Source organism: Nocardia sp. NBC_01327 (assembly GCF_035958815.1).
In the GTDB taxonomy this organism is placed as follows: domain Bacteria; phylum Actinomycetota; class Actinomycetes; order Mycobacteriales; family Mycobacteriaceae; genus Nocardia.
Genome location: NZ_CP108383.1, coordinates 877,971 through 898,241, shown reverse-complemented (window position 1 = coordinate 898,241; position 20,271 = coordinate 877,971). Strand labels below are relative to the sequence as shown.

Genomic DNA, 20,271 nt, shown 5'->3' with positions numbered 1-20,271 from the left:
CCGATGACGCCGACCAGACCACGGCAGGTATCGGGCGGCGCACACGAGCACGGCCATCTCGAGGAATTCCGCACCGACCCCATCGCCCTCATGACGCGGGTCCGCGCCGAATGCGGTGATATCGGCGCCTTCCGGCTGGCTTCGCGCGATGTCATCCTGCTGACCGGTGCGCAAGCCAACGAATTCTTCTTCCGCGCGAGCGATGAGGATCTGGATCAGGCCGCCGCCTACCCGTTCATGAAGCCCATCTTCGGTGCGGGCGTGGTCTTCGACGCCCCGCCGGAGCGCCGTAAGGAGATGCTGCACAATCAGGCGCTGCGCGGTGATCAGATGCGCGGTCACGCCGCCACGATCGCCCGCGAAGTGCACCGCATGCTCGAATCATGGGGCGCGGCAGGCGAAATCGATCTACTGGAATTCTTCGCCGAGCTGACCATCTACACCTCCTCGGCCTGCCTCATCGGCGTCAAATTCCGCGAGGAGCTCGACAGCCGCTTCGCGCACCTCTATCACGAGCTGGAGCGCGGCACAGACGCCTACTGCTACGTCGACCCGGACGCACCCATCGAAAGCTTCCGCCGCCGTGACGAAGCCCGCTGGCAACTGGTGAAGCTGGTGCGGCACATCATGGCCGGACGGCTCGCGAATCCCCCTACCGGCAAAGACGATCGGGACATGCTCGATGTGCTGGTCTCGATCCAGGACGAGCAGGGCAATCCCCGTTTCTCCCCCAGCGAGATCACCGGCGTCTTCATCTCCATGATGTTCGCCGGGCACCACACCACCTCGGGCACCGCGGCCTGGACGATCATCGAACTGCTCCGCAATCCGGAGGTGATGCGGCGCGTCGTCACCGAACTCGACGAGCTCTACGCCGACGGCGCGGACGTGAGTTTCCATGCGCTACGCCAGATTCCGCAGCTGGAGGCAGTCCTCAAAGAGGTACTCCGCCTGCACCCGCCGCTCATCGTGCTGATGCGCGTGGCCCGCGACGAATTCGAAGTCTGCGGCCGCACCATCGCCCCCGGCGACCTGGTGGCCGCGACACCCGCTGTCTCCAACCGCATTCCGGAGGACTTCCCCGACCCCGCCCGATTCGATCCCGGCCGCTACCTGGACCCGAACCAGGCCGATCTGGCCAACCGCTGGACCTGGATCCCCTTCGGCGCCGGCCGCCACCGCTGTGTGGGAGCAGCCTTCGCCCTCATGCAACTGAAGGCGATCTTCTCGATCCTCTTGCGCGACTGGGAATTCGAACTCGCCCAGCCGTCGGACACGTACCGCAACGACCATTCGAAAATGGTCGTCCAACTCCAGCAGCCCTGCGCGGTCCGCTACCGGCGACGGCGCATGTAGCCGGTAGGTGTGGATCCCGGCCAAAAACATGCCGGGATGACGGGGGTGCCGTCCGCGATGGCGGGGCTCGTCATCCCGGCGCACTTCGTCTCGTCATCCCGGCGCGCTTTTGGCCGGGATCCACCCCGCAATGCCTAGAGCGCGGCTTCGATTGCGCTGGTTACCGACTCGTCGGTGGGCTCGGTGCGGGGGCGGATGCGGGCGAGCACCGTGCCGTCGCGGCCGATGAGGAACTTCTCGAAGTTCCACTGGACGTCGCCGGCGGCGCCTTCGGCGTCGGCCACCTGGGTCAGCTCCCGGTACAGCGGGTGCGCGCCCTCGCCGTTCACCTCGAGCTTCTCCAGCAGCGGGAAGTCGACCCCGTACGTGGTGGAGCAGAATTCGGCGATCTCCTCGGAGGTGCCGGGCTCCTGGCCCATGAACTGGTTGCACGGTGCGCCGACCACGCTGAAGCCGCGCGCGCCATAAGTCTGCTGCAGTTCCACCAGGCCGGTGTACTGCGGGGTGAGGCCGCATTTGGAGGCGACATTGACCAGCAGCACCACTTTGTCCCCGGCCAGTTCGGCCAGCGTGGTGGGCTTGTCGGTGAGCGTCTGCAGCGGGATTTCGCGAAGTGAGGTCACGTCCACGAATATAGAACGAGTTCGTGGACGCCACCGTTCACCCACGTCACGCCCGGGTGCACGAATACCGGACGTCCGGTTCAGGCGTACCGGACCTGCCAGTGCTTGATGCCGTTGATCCAGCCCGCCCGCAATCGCTCCGGCGGCGCGACCTCGGCGAGATCGGGCATGGCATCGGCGATCGCATTGAACATGAGGTCGATCTCCAGTCGCGCCAGATTCGCGCCGACACAGAAGTGCGTACCGGTACCGCCGAACCCGACATGCGGATTGGGATCGCGCAATACGTCGAACGCGAACGGATCGGTGAATACCTCGTCATCGAAGTTGGCCGAGCTGTAGAACAACCCCACCCGATCGCCTTCGCGAATCTTCTGCCCGCCGATTTCGGTGTCGCACAGCGCGGTTCGCTGGAAGGACGTCACCGGTGTCGCCCAGCGCACGATTTCGTCCGGTGCGGTCCTCGGCCGCCGCTCCCGATACAGCTGCCACTGCTGCGGATTGTCCACAAAGGCCTTCATGCCGTGCGTGATGGCATTGCGGGTGGTCTCATTGCCCGCCACCGACAGCAGGATGACGAAGAATCCGAATTCATCGCTGCCCAGCGCCTCACCGTCGACATCGGCGGTCACCAGCTGCGTCACGATATCCGCGGCCGGGCAGGCGCGCCGCTGTTCGGCCAGGTTGTAGGCGTATCCGAGCAGTTCGGCATTGGCGGTCATATTCGCGCCCGCGAACTCCGGATCGTCATAGCTGAGCAGCTGATTGGACCAGGTGAAGAGCTTGTGCCGATCGTCCTGCGGCACTCCGAGCAACTCTGCGATGGCCTGCAGCGGAAGTTCGGAAGCCACCTGCTGCACAAAGTCGCCACCGCCGGCGGCCTTCGCCTCGGCGACAATCGCTTCCGCGCGCGTGGTGAGCGTCTTGCGCAGGGCTTCCACCGCGCGCGGCGTGAATCCCTGCGAGATGATCCGCCGAATCTTGGTGTGTTTCGGCGGATCCATATTGATCAGCAACGCATTTCGTGACAGCTCCAGCTGTTCCGGTAGCGAATCGGCAGGCATTCGGATGATCGCGCCCTTTTCGTGCGACGACCAGATCTCCGGTCTGCGGGATATCTCCTTGACGTCCTCGTGCCGGGTAATTGCCCAGAAGCCGCCGTCATCGAACGGTGCGGCCTGTTCGGGGGTCTGCGCATTCCACCAGACGGGCGCCGTGCGCCGCAGTGCGGCGAACTCCTCGACGGGACTGCGATCGGCCCACAGCGCCGGATCGGTGAAATCGAATCCGGCCGGTAACGACGGAACAGACACTGTTCCTCCTACGGCAGCTAGCCGCTATGATCTCGAAACTGGAACGTGTTTCACGACGATTGAACCACGTCGCCCGGCACGGTAACCCCGGTTTCGATGGCGTGATCACGCCCCGAACGCCCGCCGCCCATACAGTTACCGCTGGGCATTTCTAGAACATGGCCGCTCGCAACGCACTCGAGACCCTCCACCCCTTGAAGTCGATCTTGTGACTGGACATCATGTCCACCGTGCGGGCAGACTAGAACCTGTTCTACAGTGACCCCAGGCACACTCGAGGATGAGGTAACGAACATGACCGCTTCTCCGCGCTCCGCGGACGCCGCAACGGCAGCCGACTACGTAGTCGTCGGCGCTGGTAGTGCGGGCGCCATCGTGGCAGGACGTCTCGCCGAGCGCGGCGCCAGCGTGATCCTGTTGGAGGCCGGCCGCAAGGACAACACCCGCTTGGTCACCATGCCCGGCGCGATCAGCATGGTGCACACCGTCCCGCAGCTGAAGAAGCGCGTGACGTGGAAGCAGTTCTCCACCCCGCAGAAGCACGCCAACGACCGCCTGATCCCCATGACGCGCGGCAAGGTGCTCGGCGGATCCAGCTCCGTCAACGGCATGCTCTACGTGCGCGGCAACAAGGCCAACTACGACTCCTGGGCCGCCGAGGGCAATACCGGCTGGAGCTACGAGGACGTCGTCCCCGCCTACAAGCGCCTGGAGAACTGGCAGGACGGCGCGACCGAGCTGCGCGGCACCGGCGGACCCATCGAGGTCACCCGGCAGCAGAACCTGACGCCGATCGCCCAGCAGTTCATGGTCGCCGCCGCCGAGGTCACCGGCGCGCCGATCATCGAGGACTACAACGGCGAATCGCAGGAAGGCATCTCGATCTTCCAGCAGAGCGTCAAAGACGGTCTGCGCTACAGCTCTTCGCGCGGCTACATCACCGATATGCCGAACTCGAACCTGACCGTGCTCACCCACGTGCACGCGACGCGGGTCGTCATCGAGAACGGCCGCGCCACCGGCGTCGAGATCGCCGAGAAGAACGGCACCCGCCGCATCGTGCGCGCCGCCAAGGAGGTCATCGTCTCCGGTGGCGTCATCGGCTCGCCGCAGCTGCTCATGCTCTCGGGCATCGGCCCGGCCGCGCACCTGCGCGAACACGGCATCGACGTGGTGGCCGATCTGCCGGTCGGGCAGAACCTGCACGATCATCTCTTCGTGCCGATGACCTTCATCTCGAAAAAGGCCATCCACCGCGGCATTCCGACCCACTTCGCCAGCGGCATCATGCAGGAGATGCTCCGCCCGGGCAGCTCCTGGATGGGACGCACCGTGTTCGAGGCGTGCGGCTTCGTCAAGACCAAGTTCGCCGAGGGCGACTACCCGGACCTGCAGATCCACACCCTGCCGTGGAGCTACCCGATCCCCAACCAGGACGAGGACAAGCTGCACCTGGTCGATCGCCGTCCCGGCTTCACCATCTTCCCGAGCCTCATCTACCCGAAGAGCCGCGGCGAGATGAAGCTGGCTTCGAACGACCCGTTCGCCTCCCCGCTCATCGACCCGGGCTACCTGAGCGACCCGCGGGACACCGAATTCCTCATCGAGGGCATTCGGATGATCCGGGAAATCATGGCGCACAAGAGCATTGCGGACGACTGGACCGAGGAGCTCGCCCCCGGACCCGCGCTGCAGGACGAGAACGCGCTGCGCGCGGAGCTCCCCAATCGTGTGCACTCCATCTACCACCCGGTCGGCACCTGCCGCATGGGCGTGGACGAGCGCGCGGTCGTCGACCCGACGCTCAAGGTGCACGGCATCGAGGGCCTGCGCGTGGCCGACGCCTCGATCATGCCCAGCATCACCGGCGGCAATACCAATGCCCCGAGTTACATGATCGGCGAGAAGGCCGTCGAGTTCATCGGCGCGTAGAGCGCTGAGCACACTGCGCCCCGGGACCCGGCCCCTCGGTCCCGGGGCGCAGTGCTGTCCTCACCTCGGTCGATCAGAACTCACCTCAGCCGATGACGATCGGTTCGTTCAGCTCGTACATGCTGCGGTGACCGGTCATATCCGTGACCACCAGGCGCGGCAGGTTCGGCCCGGTATCGGCGTAGGCATGCGAGGCGGTCGGACCGTTCGTGGTCAGGTGTACGCCGTCGCCGAAGTACCACTCGTACTGGCGAATCGCACCGCCCGCCGGGGTGGCGTCGAAATCCACCGTGGACCCGGACGGACCGGCGGTGCGGGAGACGGTGAAGCCGTCACCCAGAGGTCCACCGCCGCCGAACCATTCGCGGACTCTCGGATTCAGCAGGAAGGTTTTCGCGTACTGCCGCGCGCCTTCGACATCGGCGTGCCCGGCCACCGCCTTCCCGCACTGCGGCGCCTGATCACTGTGCGGCGGACAGGCCAGCAGCCGCAGCGAGATCTCCTCGTCGCCCAGCGGATTCATCCACAGCTTGGGATCATTGCCGACCGCCCCGCCGTCCTGGCCGAAGAGGCCGTCGGCGGCCACCGCGAAGGTCTCACCGGCGGCGGTATTGGCGCGATCCGCGGCCGTGCGGAACGCCTCCGCCGATGTCCGCACGAATTCCGACCAGCGCTGCTGCACACCCTGCGGGGTGCCCGGCGCGGCATCACCGTAGAAGTAGTTGGACACCAGCACTTTCGGACTGCCGGGCAGCGCGTGGGCCTTCTCGATGGCGTCCTGCATGCCCCGGCCGCCGTACCCCAGCTTGCTGCTGCTGAAGTACGGCACATTCGCGGCCGGGTTGACCGGTTCGGCTCCCGCGCCCCCGCATTCGCGGCGCACGGCGGCCGTCAGATCCTGGCTGCCCGGCGTAAGACCGACGGGAATACCGAAGATCGGATCCAGATCGTTGATGCAGCCGTCCAGCAGGACCAGGTCCACCTGATAGCCGCGATCCCGGGCCTCGCCGCCCGCTTCCTCCAATTGGCAGAACACATCGGGTAGCTCACCGCCGCCGGCATTCGCGGCCGGACAGTGCGCATTGTCGGAGTGCAGACTCGGCGCGTCCAGCGCCGCCCCGGACACCGAATAGTCATGTAGTCGGGTGACGCGGCCGGTCTGCGTGCCGAGCGTCTCGGTGGTGAGGTCACCGAATTTGCGATCCAGATCCAGGCCCTGTCCCCAGGTCACCGAATCACCGACCGAAACCACGTGCAGTGGACGGCAATCCCGGCTCACGCGCAGATTCCACGGCTTGCCGTAGCCGCCGACCGCACCACCGGCGATCCGGGAGCGGGCATCCACGCGGAGCCGGCCGTCCGCGGGTAGCTCGTCCTGCGGGATATCGAATCCCACCGTCACCACATCGCTGTTGACCGGTGCGATGCCGCTGCGAATCGGCTGCCCGCCGCCCAGAATCCGCCACTCCACATCGGAGTGGGCGGGCACGCCCGGCGGGATGTATACGGCCGTGGTGCCGTGCAGCCCGGCGTGTTCGGCTCCCTTCGTGCCGGCGCACTGCCCGTCCGCCGGCGTACTGACATCGATGATCAGTGGGTAATCGGAATTGGCATCGGCCTGGGCCACCGGCCCCGACACCGCGGTCGCACCCACTAAAGCGGGCAGCAATGCCGCCCGCCACCAGCGAGATCGCCACAATTTCACATGCGCCTCCTGAGCATTCCGCAACTTGACAGCAGCCATAGTGCGGGCCCCCCGCCCAGCGCCAACCAGGCGCGCCGAATTGGCCTAATTTAGTCACTTCAAGCGGCGTTTCTGCTAGACAAACGGTATGAATGCGAGAAATCTGACGCTCGCTACACTGGCTTTCGCGCTGACTTTCTGGGCCTGGAACCTCATTGGCCCGCTATCAAGCAGCTACACAGACGATTTGAGCCTCTCGCCCGGTCAGACCTCCATGCTGGTGGCCACCCCCGTACTGGTCGGGTCGCTCGGCCGAATTCCGGCGGGTGTGCTCGCCGACAAGTTCGGCGGGCGGCTCATGTTCGCCGTCATCTGCTTCGTCTCGATCATCCCCACCCTGTTCGTCGGCTGGTCGAATTCCTATGGCGCGCTGATCTTCTGGGGCTTCTTCCTGGGCATCGCGGGCACCTCGTTCGCGGTCGGCGTGCCCTTCGTGAACGCCTGGTACGAACCGTCCCGGCGCGGCTTCGCCACCGGCGTGTTCGGCGCGGGCATGGGCGGCACCGCACTGTCGGCGCTGCTCACCCCGCGCCTGGTCGATCATCTCGGCCGCGCACAGACCCATGTGCTCATGGCGGTCGCGCTGGCGATCATGGGCGTGATCATGCTGATGTTCAGCCGCAACTCACCGAAGTGGACCCCGGCGACCGAACCCGCGCTGCCGCGGATCAGGGATGCACTGAAGCTCAAGGCCACCTGGCAGGGCGCGCTGCTCTACGCGGTGGCGTTCGGCGGATTCGTGGCCTTCTCCACGTATCTGCCGACCGTGCTGCGCAATGTGTACGAATTCGCGCAGTCCGATGCGGGATTGCGCACCGCCGGGTTCTCCATCGCGGGCGTGCTCGCGCGGCCGCTCGGCGGCATCCTCTCCGACAGGGTCGGCCCGGTCAATGTGCTGACCACCTCGTTCGGCGGCGCGGCCGTCATGGCGGTGGTGCTGAGTTTCGATCCGCCACAGGAGTTTCCGGCCGGTGTGAGCATGGTGCTGATGGCCTTCTTCCTGGGCCTCGGCACCGGTGGCGTCTTCGCACTCATCGCCAAACTCGTCGATCCGGCCAAGGTCGGCACGGTGACCGGCCTGGTCGGCGCGGCCGGCGGACTCGGCGGCTATTTCCCGCCGCTGATCATGGGATTGGTCTACTCCTCCCGGGGCAACTACACGATCGGATACCTGCTGCTCGCTCTCACCGCTGCCGCGGCACTGGCCTACACCCTGAAGGTGGGCCGCGAGATCCGCACCTGACGTCTCCGAAGGAGCCGCATGCGCACTGCACTCTCCGCCAGCCGCACCAACCGCAGGAAACGCCACCCCCTCGCCGCCGAACGACCCGACCGCGAACAGCTGCACGACAGTGCGGCCGCGATCGACCATCAGGTCCTGCGCCACCTGGATTCCTATCTGCTGCAATTGGAATCGATGGTGCGGGCGGCGGGCGGGGTGGTACACCGGGCATCCGACGCCGCCGCGGCCAATCGGATCGTGCTGGACCTCGTTCGGGGCGCCGGCGCGTCCGAGATCATCCGGGCCGATTCCGCGCTCACCACGGAGATCGGACTCGGCGATACCCTCGCGGCCGCCGGAATCACCACGTGCGGAATCGATCTCGCTGCTCACGATGTCACCGATCCGGTGCTGCGCGAGAGATTCCTGCGTGCCGAGGTTGCCGTCACCGGCGCGAATTTTGTTGTGTCCGAGAGCGGCACGGTGATCATCGTGGAATCCGAGAGCGCGGGCCGTATGTGCCTGACACTGCCGCGAACCCTCATCTCGGTCATCGGCATCGACAGGATCGTGCCGACCTGGCGCGACCTCGAGGTAGTCCTGGCACTACCGGGCGGCGGCGGCGAACGCATGCCCCGCTGCATCTCCACCTGGACCGGAATCACCGACGGCGACGGGCCGCGCGAGTTCCATCTCGTCCTGGTCGACAATGTCCGCACCCGCGCGCTCGCCGACGAACTGGTCCGGGCCGCCGTGCTGACCGACCGGCACGCGGCGGTCGTCCCGCGCGAGTATCTGCGGCACGCGCCGGGCATCGAGCCGCACGATCGGGCCGCCGTGCTGTCGCTGTTCCTCGAACGCTCGAAACACCATGGCGCGGAGATACATCGGGTGACAGCGGCCGAACTGCCGGAGACCGTCGCGGGGGCGCTGAATCGGCACGGTGCGCACAGCGTCGTCGCCCCACTCGGCGTGCCCGCATCCTGGCTCGCCGAGTGGGCGGCGGCGCCCGGCAATCGCCTGGTCTCCGACGAACCCGAGCTGTCCGCGCTCGAGCTGGATCGAATCGATGCCGTGGTCACCAGTTGTGCTGCCGCCGTGGCGGATTCGGCCACCGTGGTGCTGGACGGCGGATCGGGCCAGGGCCGCCGGGCGCCGACGCTGCTTCCGGACTGCCATATCTGCGTGGTCCGAGCCGAGCAGGTCGCCTCGGCCATTCCGGAGGTGATCGCCGTGCTCGATCCGGATCGCCCGCTCACCTGGTTCAGCGGGCTGCGCCACCTGGTGCTGATCCTGGTCGAACCGGAGTAGCGAAAAAGCGCCTCTACCAGCGCTTTTCATTCTGCAAGATCTTCTTAAGGCCGTGCCAAGCGCGGCCGAGCATCGTTTGTCCCAACGCCGGAGCAGTTCCGGCACACAGACCACAACCGGCGGGAAACGCCGGGGCACGATCCGGCCACGAGGGGTGCCGGATCGTGCTCCAGCAATCCAACCAGCTGGTTCACATAGAAAAGGCTGTCCTGCCGCGAAGGGGGCGACAGGACAAGGAAGATCCCGCCGGACCCGTCCACGAGGGGTGTCGGGTCCGGCGGGTTCTTCGTGTACGGGCTACTGGCATGATAGGTAGTAAGTGCGCCAAGGAGATTGGATCAGACGATGGAAACAGTGGTCGTCCTCGTATTGGCCTGCCTGATCTACTGGTTCGGCCTCATTCACTGACCGGGCCGCGCTCAGGAGCGCGCCGAGGGCGTCGCCGCCACCGCGAGCAGGGCGTCGGCGATCTGGCGGCAGAAATCCTCCGCGCCATCGGTGCCGTGCGTGAGCGCCCGGAACAGCGTCGCGCCGCGCAATAGTTCGAAGACGGCGTCGCCGTCGCAGTCGGGAGCGGCCTGGCCGTCGGCCACCGCACCGGCCAACAGCTCCCGCAGCACCTCCCGGGTGGGCAGCTCGCCGCGATCCAGCAGGCGTCGGTAGCTGTCGTGATCGTCGTGATACTCCGAGAGCAGACCCGGAATGGCCGAACGCGCGGCCGGATGCGCTGACGCGGCCAGGAACAGGCGGGTCCACGCCAGCAGGTCCGCGCGCAGATCACCGCTCGGAACCGGGTGCTCGAACGCCTCCAGACCGAAGATGGCGTCCTCGACCAGCGCCCGCTTACTCGGCCAGCGCCGATAGATCGAGGTGGTGACCACACCGGCCCGCCGTGCCACCGCCGCGATGGTGGTGGCCTGATAACCCTCCCCGACCAGCAATTCCAGCGTCGCGCCGAGCACCTGCGCGTCCAGCTGCGGGTCACGTGGGCGTCCCGGACCGAGACGCGTGCCTGGGGGTGCGCTCACCGGAACTCTCCCGTCGGGTCGAAAAGAAAATCTGCGGATGAGGTTACATCCAGAACGGGTTTCAAATACGCTGCACCTCGTATTCTAATTGTGTGGCCGCGGCCACATGCACCGAGAGGCACCCGCCGATGCTCACGCCCCAGGACGAACTGCTCTGCCACCAGCTGCCCACCACCTTCGACCACGTCCAGCAGAGCGATCTGCGCTGGACCGAGCGCGTGGTCATGTACGGCTTCGACAAGACCCGCCGGGTGAGCGTCATGACCGGGATGGCGCGCTACCCCAACCGGAACCTGATCGACGCCTACGCCATGATCACCATCGGCGACAAGGCGCACACGATCCGCATGTCCCGGCAGATCGACGCCCGCTACGACGGGATCGGCTCCTGGCAGGTCGGGCCGTTCACCTACGAGATCATCGAGCCGCTGCGGAAGGTGCGCGCGACCCTCGCCGACAATGAGCACGGCATCAAGCTGCAACTCGAATTCGATGCGCAGTTCCCGGCTTATGAGCAGGAGCCCGCCTTCTTCCGCACCCGCGGCCGCGTCCGCGAGGATGCCCGGCGGTACTACCAGAACGGCCGCGTCTCCGGCTGGCTGGAGTACGACGGCGAGCGCATCGAGATCGATCCCGCGGACTGGTGGTTCGGCCGCGATCACTCCTGGGGTACCCGGCACGGTGGTGGCGGCGGCGCGATCAACGAGGGCGCCGGAACACTGCAGCCGAACGAGATCCCGGACGGTGTCCTCTACTACATGGGCATCTTCCAATTCGAGGACGAGCTGGTGCATTTCGCGCAGCGCGAGACCCCCGAGGGCGCCCGGTGGCACTTCGAAGGCACTGTGCTCACACCCCTCGGCTCCGATACCGAGCCGCAGCCGGTCCGCGACGCCGGGCACGATCTGACCTTCCGCGACGATTTCCGGATTGTCAGCGGCGGCGCGTTCACCATCGTCGACGCCCTCGGCAAGACCCGGGAGTTCACCATCACCCCGGTCGGCGACTTCTGGCCCGGCATCGCCGGATACGACTTCTACCGCGGTTACGCCTCGGGCCTGTGGAAGGGCGAGGACTGGAGCGACAGCTTTGTCGCCGACCTCACCGACACCGCCGACCTGAAGCAGGCCAGCATGCTCAGCGAGACCTTCTGCAAGATCGAAACCGAGGGCAAGGTCGGCTACGGGCTGGTCGAAATGGTCTTCATGGGCCGCAACGAGCGCTACGGATACAAGGGGTACTGAACTTGAGCACCGAGCGACTGCCTGCAGAGCGGCTGGCAGCGGCACTGGAACCCGCAGTGCACCAGAACTTCCCGGTGTCCGGTACGGCCCGCGTTCGCGATTTCCACCGCACCGATCGCGGATTCGCCACCGAGACCTTCCTTTTCGAGGTCGAGGACGAGAACGGCGCACTGCCACTGGTTTTCCGGCGACCGCCGGAGATGTCGCTGTTCCCCGACTACGACCTGCTGCGGCAGGTACTGGTCATGAAGCGGCTGGCCGGCACCGATATTCCGGTCGCCACACCGCTGTGGCTGGACCGGGAGGGCAACACCGTGGGCAGCCCGTACTTCGTGATGAACCGGCTCTCGGGGCAGGCGCCCAGCGATTACCCGTCGTACCATTCGGCGGGCAATTACTTCGAGGCCACGCCCGAGCAGCGGGAACGCATGTGGTGGGGGTGTGTCGACACCATCGCCGATATCCACCGGCTGGATTGGCGCGCACTGGATCTCGACTTCCTGGCAATGCCGAAGCACGGCAGCGGGCCGGTCGAGCAGATCGTCAACTATCTGGATGCGGCGCTGCGCTGGGCCACCGAGGGGGCGTTGCCCGAGACGTACGAGCGGGCGCTCGCCTACCTTCGGGACAATAGCTACGTGCCGGAGCACACCACGCTCTGCTGGGGCGATGCCCGCATGTCGAACATTCTGTACGACAATGATTTCCAGGTCAGTGGTGTACTCGATTGGGAGATCGCGTATCTCGGCGATCACGAGGCCGATCTGGGCTGGCTGCTGTTCCTGGACTGGGCCAGTAGCGAATTCGAGGGTCATGCGCCGCTACCCGGCACGCCGACCCGCGAGGAAACCCTCGCGTACTACGAGAAGCGCACCGGAATGCCGGTCCGCAATCTGGTGTTCAACGAGATCCTGGCGGCCGTGCTGCTGTCGGTTCCCCTGCTGCGCATGGCGAATCGGATCCAATTACCGCCGGAAATGAATATCACCGGCTTCTGCACCACCCGAATCGAGCAGTTGCTGCCCTGATCCACGAGACCTGCGATCTCGCGGAGAGCAGCGGCTGCCCTCCGTCCCCGGTTACTGGCGCCGGGGGCGGAGTGTTTCCCGTGGTGCACACTCAGCGGGCATCGGCCATTTCGCCGACCGCCGGGGCCTCGGCCGAAACCTCTTCCACACCAGCCGCTTTCGCGCCGCGCATCAGGAAGAAGGCGACCGCGCAGGCGGTCAGTACGGCCGCCGCACCGGCGGCGAAGGTATGCGACATGGCGGTGGTGAACGCCTCCCGCGCCGCACCGATCAGCGCGCCGTCGCCGCTCATGACGGCGGGAGCGATATTCCCGCGGGCCGCCGCGGGCGCCGAATCCGGCATCGAATCGGTGTAGGTGCTCGCCAGCACCGCACCCAGGATCGCCACGCCCAGGGCGCCGCCGGTCTGCTGGATGGTGTCGTTCAGCGCGGAGCCGACACCGGCCTGCTCCGGCGGCACCGCACCCATGAGCGCACCGATCGCGGCCGGCATGGCCAGACCCGCGCCCGCACCCACCAGGGCCATAGCCGTTGCGGGCAGCCAGAATCCGGAGTCCGCGGTCAGCGTGCAGAGCACTCCGGTTCCGGCCGCCAGTACCAGCAGGCCGCCGATGGTGACGCTGCGGACGCCCAGCTTGCCCACCAGACCGGCGCCGATCATGTTGAATACCAGCGCGGTCAGCGCCATCGGGGTGAAGGCGACCGCGGTCTTGATCGGCGAGTAGTCCAGCACGAACTGCAGGTACTGGGTGAGCACCAGCAGCAGACCGGCATTGGCGAAGGTGACCAGCACCAGGGAGAAGCTGGAACCGGTGAAGACGCGATTGCGGAACAGGTGCAGCGGAACCATCGGATGCTCGGCCTTCAGCTCACGAATCACGAAGGCGGTGAAGCCGATGACCGCGACCAGCAGCGACGGCCAGACCGCGGCGAGGCCCCGGCCCGGGAATTCGATAATGGTCCACACCAGCGCGGTGGTGCCGACGATCGACAGCGCCATACCCGGCAGATCCGGCGTGGTCCACGGGCCCTTCGACTCCGGCATGAGCAGCAGCGCGGCCACGATGGCCACCGCGGCGATCGGGACATTGAGCAGGAAGACCGAACCCCACCAGAAGTGGTTGAGCAGTACGCCGCCCATGACCGGGCCGCCGACCATGCCGATCATGGCGACCGCACTCCACGAGGCAATCGCCTTGGGACGCTCCTGCTCATCGAAGACCGTGATCAGAATCGACAGCGTGCTCGGCATGATGAGCGCGCCGCCGACACCCATGATCACGCGGCCGGTGATCAGCATTTCCGGGGTGGCGGCGTACGCGGCGAGCAGTGAGGCCGCGCCGAAGAGGATCAGGCCGAGGACCATCACCAGCCTGCGGCCGAACCGATCCGAGAGGCTGCCCGAGGTGAGCAGCAAGCCGGCGAAGACCAGGATGTAGGAGTCGATCACCCACTGGATGTCCTGGCCGGTGGCGCCGAGATCGGTGGAGATCTCCGGGATCGCCACATTCAGGACCATATTGTCGATCACCAGCACCAGCGAGCTCAGGCACAGCACGATCAGGATGAGCCAGCGCTTCGGATTGCGCTGGGCCGCCGGCGAATCCGCTACGGCGGACGGTGTGTTGGCAGTCATTTCGATCCCCTTCGGAACGTTCTCTCCGTACAGTGTTCGGCGTTATCGAACACTGTACGGTTTACGTACACTGTTCGCAATACCGAACAGCGTGCCGAGTTTCGAACAGCGTTCTATCAGGCGTTATGCTGGCCGCTGACAAAGGAGAAGACGTCATGAGCGACGCAGAACAGCAGATCCAGTCGGTGTGGACGCGCGAACCGCAGCGGCGCCGCCGGGAGCAGCCGGCCCTCAGCCGGGAGCAGATCGTGTCCGAGGCGCTCGCCCTACTCGACTCCGAGGGCATCGAGGCGCTGAGCTTCCGCAAACTCGGCGCGCGCCTCGGCGCCGGGGCGACCTCGCTCTATACGCATGTGGCCAATAAGGACGAGCTCATGGAGCTCGTCACCGATGCCGTCTTCGGCGAGCTCACGCTGCCGGTGGCCGGGCCGGACGGCTGGCGGCCGCCGATCCTGGCCTTCACCCACGAGCTGCACGACATGATGCTGCGCCACCCCTGGCTGGCAGCCGTGCTCGGGGAGATCGGCCTGCTGTACCTGGCGCCGAATATGTTGCGGCTCAACGAATCCTTCCTCAGCCTGCTCGAAGGCTCCGGATTCGAGCCGGTCGAAGCCGATACCGCGGTGACGGTGATCTTCTCGTTCGTCATCGGCATCGCCCTCAGCGAGGCCGCGAGCCGGAACACCTTCCGGCGCAGCGGACTCACCGAGGTGGAGTGGTACCGCAAACTCTGGCCGGCCGCCGAGGTCGCCGCCCGGCCGTACCCCACCCTGCACAGGCGCTACACCAGCTTCGGAGAGATCACCGCCGATCCGGATCTGGATATGAATGCACTGCAGCGAAAGCAGTTCGATATCCAGATGGGCTGCATCCTCGACGGACTCGATCCGGAGCTGCGACGGAAGCGCTGAATCACTCTGCGGCAGAGGCCATTCGGCGGCGATGGAACGGCGCTTCGACGATGACCGAGAGGGCCAGGAGTATCGCCAGCGAGCTCAGCAATGCCGCCACCGGAACGTGGGTCGCGAACGGGAGCGAGGCCAGGGCGAGTGCCGCGGTGACCACCCGGATCACCACCACACCCTCCCCGACACCGGTGAAGGCGGAGCGAATCATCGCCACCGAGAGCAGATAGACCGCCACCCCGCCGACAATGCAGGCGGCGGCGGTGCGGTTCAGATGGGAACCGCCGCCGGATACCGCGATACCCATCGACGCACCGGTCAGGGCCAGGCCGAGCAGCAGCGGCAGATGCCCGAAAACATAGATGTGCAGCAGCTTTCCGGTCCGGGCCAGCTGGGCGTGTGCGTTCGGCCGCATCTTGCCGCCATTGAAGTACGACCACCACAGCCCGGCGGTGAGCGCGAAGGCGGCCACCGCCGTCACCCCGGCCCAGCTCGCGGTGCGGGCCGCCGCCAGGCCATTGGTGAACCCGAGCACCGATTCGCCGAGCACGATAATCGTGAAGAGCCCGAAGCGTTCCTGCAGATGTTCGGTCTCCTGCGAGACCCGGGCCAGCCGGCGGCCGGCCAGCAGCGGCAGCGCCAATTCGAAACCCATGGCGACCGCCCAGATGCCGTAGCGCAGCGCCCCGGACTCGAAAACCAATCCGCCGAGCCACAGTACGGCGCTCGCCGCCGAACCCAGTGTGAAGGAACGGAATACCGGCCGCAGCGCCGCGTCCCGGCGCGAATCCCACCCGTACAGCGCCGCCACCCCCGCCCGCGCCACCAGATACGCGAGCACGAACCCCGCATCGGCATCCGAGCCCTGCCCGACCCCGCCCGCGAACACCGCCATACCCACCACCCCGGCCAATCCGGCGGTGGTCAGCAGCCGATGCGGATTCGAATCACGATCGGCCCGATTCGCATGCACCGCATACAAAACCCACGCCCACCACAGCGGCACGAACAACCCCGCCGCCGCGGCCACCGACCCCCCGTCCGGATGCGCCCCGACCCGATGCGTCACCTGCCCGATAGCGGCCACGAACACCAGATCCCCGAAACACTCGAACCACGTAGCCCGCCGCGGCACGGTAACCTCCATCGCTACAGCGGAATCCGCTATGGCGCTGTGATCGCCGAACGTGCCGGAACCATTCCCCCCGCCATCCCGAGACCGTCCCTCGTCATCCCGGCGTGCTTGCGGCCGGGATCCACGCAGGCGGAGCCTCAACAGGGTTTCGTGGATTCCGGCCGCAAGCACGCCGGAATGACGGGGCGGATCTGATGGCGTGTCCGGGTTCGGCGCCTGGGGGTCGAGCATGTCACCAAACTACTTGTGCGACCTGGTCGTTGATCAGCTCGGTGACCTGGTCGGTGATCGGGAGTCGACCAGGTCAGCAGCCGGCGGAGTGTGCGATCAGCGGCCGGTGGGGAGGTTGGTGCCGCCGTTGGCGTCCAGGACTACGCCGGTGATGAAGCCGTTGGTGGCGAGCATGTGGACGGCGCGGGCGATGTCCTCGGGGCGGCCGACGCGGCCGACCGGGGTGGTGGCGACCATACCGTCGAAGAGGGCCTGGCGCTGGGCCGCGGGGACGCGATCCCACCACGGGGTGTCGATGACGCCGGGCGAGACGGCATTCACGCGCACCGGGGCGAGCTCCACGGCCAGCGGCGGGACCATGGCGTCGAGCGCGCCGTTGATCGCGGCCAGGCCGACCGTGCCGGGGAAGGCGGCGCGGGACGAACCGGCGGTGATCAGGGTGACCGAGCCGGTCGAGTTCAGGTGCGGCAGTGCGGCTTTGAGGATGCGGACCTGGGCCCAGAACTTCTGGTCGAAGCCCGCCGCCAGATCGTCGAGGTTCAGTTCCGCGAACGGACCGCTGCCGGCTGCCCCGCTGACCGCGATGACCAGGTGGTCGATCGGGCCGGACTGCGCGAAGAAGGCCTCGATATCGGCCTGATCGGTGGCGTCCATCCGGAAGCCGGTGCTCTTGCCGCCGATGCGAGCCAGGGCCGCATCGATCTTGTCCTGGGTGCGGCCGGTGATCACGACCTCGGCCTGGTCGGCGGCGAAAGCGGTCGCGGTGGCCTCGCCGATACCGGAGCTGCCGCCCATGACGACGACGCGCTGCACGGTGGCTGAATCATTGGTGGTCATGTCTGACGCCTCTCTCGCTGTTGTCCCGTTCTATCCTTACGAGACCTACAGTCTTGATAACAGCACTATCGAGACTTTTAGTCTCGACAACGTGGTGAGTTGGATCACAGGAGGTGGAGCGTGAAATCAACCGGGGCACAGCCCAATCCGGAGCGGCCGCATACGGGCAGGCGGCGCAATGAGGCCACGCACCAGGCCATCCTGGACGCCGCCCTGCGACTGCTCGCCGAATCGGACGGCGCACCCATCACCATCGACGCCATCGCCAAGGCCGCGGGGGTCGGGAAGCAGACCGTCTACCGGTGGTGGCCGTCCAAGGGCGCACTGTTGCTCGACTCACTCCTCGAGCGGGCCACGATCGATGTTCCGGCGCCCGATACCGGATCGATGCGGGAGGACCTGCGCACGGTCGTCGAAGCCACGTTCACCGGCGCACAGCGGAAACCGGCCGGGCCCGCACTGCGCACCGTGGCCCGCGAGGCCGCGCGTGATCCGCACCTGGCCGAGCTCATGCGCCTGTTCACCGCCCAGCGGCGAAAAGCAGTGCACGACATCCTCATTCGCGGCCAGCAGCGCGGTGAACTCCCGGTAGGGGCCGACCTCGATCTCATGGTTGATCAGTTCTACGGCGTCTTCTGGTACCGCTTCGTACTCGGTCACGCCCCGCTCGACCGCAGTACCGCCGATCGCCTCACCGACTCGATCATCAAGGGCGCCTAGCGCAGAGGAAAGCCCGCATGGCGACGAATCACCATGCGGGCCCGTGACTTTCGACTAGCTACGGCTCACTTGCCGTTGAGTCCGGCGCGCACGCCCTCTTCGATGCGCTTGCCGATCTCGGAATCGATGTTCTTCCAGTACTCGAAGACGCGGCTCAGCACCGGCTCCTGCACCCCGCCGAGCACATGCCCGACCACATTGCCCACCAGTCGATCTCGCTGATCATCGTTGAGCACCTCGCGCACCAGCGTGCCCGGCTGCGTGAAATCGCCGTCCTCGGCGTGCTCGATGTATCCGGCGTGCACCATGGTGGGTTCGAAATCCCACAGGCCGCCGTCGGGCGCCAGCGACGGATCGGCGTGCGGGCCGCCGTACGAATTCGGTGCGTACACAGGCACATCCGCGCCGTTGTACTCGTACCGCATGGCGCCCTCCTTGGAGTAGGAGTTCACCTCCGCGGCCTTGGCCCGGTTCGGCGGCAGCTGCGCGTAGTTGGTGCCGATGCGGTAGCGGTGCGCGTCGGCGTAGGCGAAGACGCGGCCCAGCAGCATCTTGTCGGGCGAGAAACCGATGCCCGGAACCACATTCGACGGTTCGAAGGCGGCCTGCTCGATCTCGACGAAGTAATTGCCCGGATTGCGGTTGAGCGTCCACTTGCCGACCTCGATCAGCGGGTAGTCCTTATGCGACCACACCTTCGTCAGATCGAACGGGTTGAAGCGGTAGCCCTCGGCGTCCGCGACCGGCATGACCTGCACGTTCACCGTCCAGCTCGGGAAGTCGCCGCGCTCGATGGACTCCCACAGATCCTGGCGGTGGAAATCGGGATCGGTGCCCGCGCGGGTATCGGCCTCGGCCTGGGTCAGGCTCTCGACACCCTGATCGGTCTTGAAGTGGTACTTCACCCAGAAGCGTTCGCCCGCGGCGTTGATCCACTGATAGGTGTGCGAGCCGTACCCGTTCATATGCCGGTAGGACTTGGGCACACCGCGATCACCCATCAGCCAGGCCACCTGGTGCGCCGTCTCCGGGCGCAGGGTCCAGAAGTCCCACTGCATATTGTGATCGCGAAGTCCGTTGCCCGGCAGGCGTTTCTGGGACCGGATGAAGTCCGGGAACTTGATCGGATCCTTGATGAAGAAGACCGGGGTGTTATTGCCGACGAGGTCGTAATTGCCGTCCTCGGTGTAGAACTTCATCGCGAATCCGCGCGGATCACGCCAGGTGTCGGGGCTGCCCTGCTCACCGGCGACGGTGGAGAACCGCACCAGCGATTCGGTGCGCGCGCCCGGCTGGAACAGCTTGGCCTTGGTGAAGCGGCTGACGTCATTGGTGACCACCAGTTCGCCGAAGGCGCCCGCGCCCTTGGCATGCACGATGCGCTCCGGGACGCGTTCCCGGTTGAACTGGGCCAGCTTCTCGATCAGATAGTGGTCGTGCAGCAGGATCGGGCCCTGGGTGCCGGCGGTGAGCGATTCGTTGTCGCTCACGACCGGGGTACCGGTATTGGTGGTGGTCGGCTTGGTCATTCGAAAGCCTCCTCGAGGTGTTAGGACGACTGTGGGCCACATTCGGGGCACAGCCCCCAGAACACGACCTCGGCTTCATCAATGGTGAAACCGTGGGCTTGATCGGGTTCCAGACAGGGCGCCGCGCCGGCGACACAGTCGATATCGACGACTGTCCCGCACTTCCTGCACACCAGATGGTGGTGGTTGTCCCCGGTGCGCGCCTCGTACAGCGCCGGTGAGCCCGCGGGCTCGATCCGGCGCAGCAGTCCGGCGCCCACACAGGCCTTCAATACGTCGTACACGGCCTGGGTGGAGACCGATCCGAGCGTCTCCCGCACCTTCGCAGCCACCCCGTCGGTATCGGAATGCGGGGCCAGGGCCACCGCATCCAGTACCGCGACCCGTGGAGCGGTGACCCGCAGGCCCACTGCCCGCAGCCGCTCCCGAGCGTCATAACCGGAGTGCATGCCTTCACCCTGCCCCCGTTTCTGGAAT

17 protein-coding genes are annotated in these 20,271 nt (G+C 66.4%); 8 read left to right on the top strand and 9 right to left on the bottom strand.

Annotated features, from left to right (window positions below; genetic code table 11):
• The first annotated feature begins 3 nt into the window (after nt 1-3).
• Entirely contained in the window at nt 4-1,356 is a 1,353-nt protein-coding gene (locus OG326_RS03910; RefSeq protein ID WP_327143257.1) for a cytochrome P450, read from the top strand.
• Between the two features lie 134 nt (nt 1,357-1,490).
• Here the strand turns inward: OG326_RS03910 and OG326_RS03905 are convergent, their stop codons facing one another.
• Both OG326_RS03905 and OG326_RS03900 read right to left on the bottom strand, forming a co-directional pair.
• Complete coding sequence (locus tag OG326_RS03905; RefSeq protein ID WP_405140002.1) at nt 1,491-1,955, bottom strand: glutathione peroxidase; 465 nt, start codon at nt 1,953-1,955, stop codon at nt 1,491-1,493.
• Nucleotides 1,956-2,059: 104 nt separating this feature from the next.
• Nucleotides 2,060-3,292 (bottom strand): cytochrome P450, encoded by a 1,233-nt coding sequence (locus OG326_RS03900; protein WP_327143255.1) that lies wholly within the window; start codon nt 3,290-3,292, stop codon nt 2,060-2,062.
• Nucleotides 3,293-3,586: 294 nt separating this feature from the next.
• Between OG326_RS03900 and OG326_RS03895 the strand changes: the two genes are divergently transcribed.
• Nucleotides 3,587-5,224 (top strand): GMC family oxidoreductase, encoded by a 1,638-nt coding sequence (locus OG326_RS03895; protein WP_327143254.1) that lies wholly within the window; start codon nt 3,587-3,589, stop codon nt 5,222-5,224.
• Between the two features lie 85 nt (nt 5,225-5,309).
• Here OG326_RS03895 and OG326_RS03890 read toward each other — a convergent pair whose 3' ends face one another.
• The gene (locus OG326_RS03890; protein ID WP_327143253.1) at nt 5,310-6,929 is read right to left on the bottom strand and encodes a PKD domain-containing protein; all 1,620 of its coding nucleotides are present in this window, start codon (nt 6,927-6,929) and stop codon (nt 5,310-5,312) included.
• A 127-nt stretch (nt 6,930-7,056) separates the two neighbouring features.
• Here OG326_RS03890 and OG326_RS03885 point away from each other — a divergent pair, with 127 nt between their 5' ends.
• Both OG326_RS03885 and OG326_RS03880 read left to right on the top strand, forming a co-directional pair.
• The gene (locus OG326_RS03885; protein ID WP_327143252.1) at nt 7,057-8,211 is read left to right on the top strand and encodes an MFS transporter; all 1,155 of its coding nucleotides are present in this window, start codon (nt 7,057-7,059) and stop codon (nt 8,209-8,211) included.
• Between the two features lie 18 nt (nt 8,212-8,229).
• Nucleotides 8,230-9,501, top strand: coding sequence for an LUD domain-containing protein (locus tag OG326_RS03880; RefSeq protein ID WP_327143251.1), 1,272 nt, complete (start codon nt 8,230-8,232; stop codon nt 9,499-9,501).
• A gap of 419 nt (nt 9,502-9,920) precedes the next feature.
• Here the strand turns inward: OG326_RS03880 and OG326_RS03875 are convergent, their stop codons facing one another.
• Nucleotides 9,921-10,529: a TetR/AcrR family transcriptional regulator gene (locus OG326_RS03875; protein ID WP_327143250.1), complete on the bottom strand. Its 609-nt coding sequence runs from the start codon at nt 10,527-10,529 to the stop codon at nt 9,921-9,923.
• Nucleotides 10,530-10,657: 128 nt separating this feature from the next.
• Here OG326_RS03875 and OG326_RS03870 point away from each other — a divergent pair, with 128 nt between their 5' ends.
• Both OG326_RS03870 and OG326_RS03865 read left to right on the top strand, forming a co-directional pair.
• Nucleotides 10,658-11,773: a hypothetical protein gene (locus OG326_RS03870; RefSeq protein ID WP_327143249.1), complete on the top strand. Its 1,116-nt coding sequence runs from the start codon at nt 10,658-10,660 to the stop codon at nt 11,771-11,773.
• A 2-nt stretch (nt 11,774-11,775) separates the two neighbouring features.
• On the top strand, nt 11,776-12,801 hold the full coding sequence (locus tag OG326_RS03865; RefSeq protein ID WP_327143248.1) for a phosphotransferase family protein: 1,026 nt from the start codon (nt 11,776-11,778) through the stop codon (nt 12,799-12,801).
• A 91-nt stretch (nt 12,802-12,892) separates the two neighbouring features.
• Here the strand turns inward: OG326_RS03865 and OG326_RS03860 are convergent, their stop codons facing one another.
• Complete coding sequence (locus OG326_RS03860) at nt 12,893-14,437, bottom strand: MFS transporter (protein WP_327143247.1); 1,545 nt, start codon at nt 14,435-14,437, stop codon at nt 12,893-12,895.
• 155 nt (nt 14,438-14,592) lie between these two features.
• Between OG326_RS03860 and OG326_RS03855 the strand changes: the two genes are divergently transcribed.
• Nucleotides 14,593-15,348, top strand: coding sequence for a TetR/AcrR family transcriptional regulator (locus OG326_RS03855; RefSeq protein ID WP_327143246.1), 756 nt, complete (start codon nt 14,593-14,595; stop codon nt 15,346-15,348).
• Between the two features lies 1 nt (nt 15,349).
• On the opposite strand, the gene OG326_RS03850 is transcribed toward OG326_RS03855, so the two are convergent.
• Together OG326_RS03850 and OG326_RS03845 are read right to left on the bottom strand one after the other, a co-directional pair.
• Complete coding sequence (locus tag OG326_RS03850; protein WP_327143245.1) at nt 15,350-16,477, bottom strand: low temperature requirement protein A; 1,128 nt, start codon at nt 16,475-16,477, stop codon at nt 15,350-15,352.
• A 327-nt stretch (nt 16,478-16,804) separates the two neighbouring features.
• The gene (locus OG326_RS03845) at nt 16,805-17,545 is read right to left on the bottom strand and encodes an SDR family oxidoreductase (protein WP_327143244.1); all 741 of its coding nucleotides are present in this window, start codon (nt 17,543-17,545) and stop codon (nt 16,805-16,807) included.
• A gap of 120 nt (nt 17,546-17,665) precedes the next feature.
• On the opposite strand from OG326_RS03845, the gene OG326_RS03840 reads away from it, so the two are divergent.
• Nucleotides 17,666-18,265, top strand: a complete 600-nt coding sequence (locus tag OG326_RS03840) for a TetR/AcrR family transcriptional regulator (protein WP_327143243.1) — start codon at nt 17,666-17,668, stop codon at nt 18,263-18,265.
• Nucleotides 18,266-18,330: 65 nt separating this feature from the next.
• Here the strand turns inward: OG326_RS03840 and OG326_RS03835 are convergent, their stop codons facing one another.
• Complete coding sequence (locus OG326_RS03835; RefSeq protein WP_327143242.1) at nt 18,331-19,794, bottom strand: catalase; 1,464 nt, start codon at nt 19,792-19,794, stop codon at nt 18,331-18,333.
• A gap of 20 nt (nt 19,795-19,814) precedes the next feature.
• A complete protein-coding gene (locus tag OG326_RS03830; RefSeq protein WP_327143241.1) occupies nt 19,815-20,243 on the bottom strand; it encodes a Fur family transcriptional regulator in 429 nt (142 codons plus the stop codon).
• Nucleotides 20,244-20,271: the final 28 nt, after the last annotated feature.

What these genes read in the sequence shown, in the direction of transcription:
- OG326_RS03895 (WP_327143254.1), top strand. Translation starts at nt 3,587, where the DNA reads ATGACCGCTTCTCCGCGCTCCGCGGACGCCGCAACGGCAGCCGACTAC.
- OG326_RS03830 (WP_327143241.1), bottom strand. Translation starts at nt 20,243, where the DNA reads ATGCACTCCGGTTATGACGCTCGGGAGCGGCTGCGGGCAGTGGGCCTG.
- OG326_RS03835 (WP_327143242.1), bottom strand. Translation starts at nt 19,794, where the DNA reads ATGACCAAGCCGACCACCACCAATACCGGTACCCCGGTCGTGAGCGAC.
- OG326_RS03880 (WP_327143251.1), top strand. Translation starts at nt 8,230, where the DNA reads ATGCGCACTGCACTCTCCGCCAGCCGCACCAACCGCAGGAAACGCCAC.
- OG326_RS03870 (WP_327143249.1), top strand. Translation starts at nt 10,658, where the DNA reads ATGCTCACGCCCCAGGACGAACTGCTCTGCCACCAGCTGCCCACCACC.
- OG326_RS03885 (WP_327143252.1), top strand. Translation starts at nt 7,057, where the DNA reads ATGAATGCGAGAAATCTGACGCTCGCTACACTGGCTTTCGCGCTGACT.
- OG326_RS03845 (WP_327143244.1), bottom strand. Translation starts at nt 17,545, where the DNA reads ATGACCACCAATGATTCAGCCACCGTGCAGCGCGTCGTCGTCATGGGC.
- OG326_RS03910 (WP_327143257.1), top strand. Translation starts at nt 4, where the DNA reads ATGACGCCGACCAGACCACGGCAGGTATCGGGCGGCGCACACGAGCAC.
- OG326_RS03855 (WP_327143246.1), top strand. Translation starts at nt 14,593, where the DNA reads ATGAGCGACGCAGAACAGCAGATCCAGTCGGTGTGGACGCGCGAACCG.
- OG326_RS03860 (WP_327143247.1), bottom strand. Translation starts at nt 14,437, where the DNA reads ATGACTGCCAACACACCGTCCGCCGTAGCGGATTCGCCGGCGGCCCAG.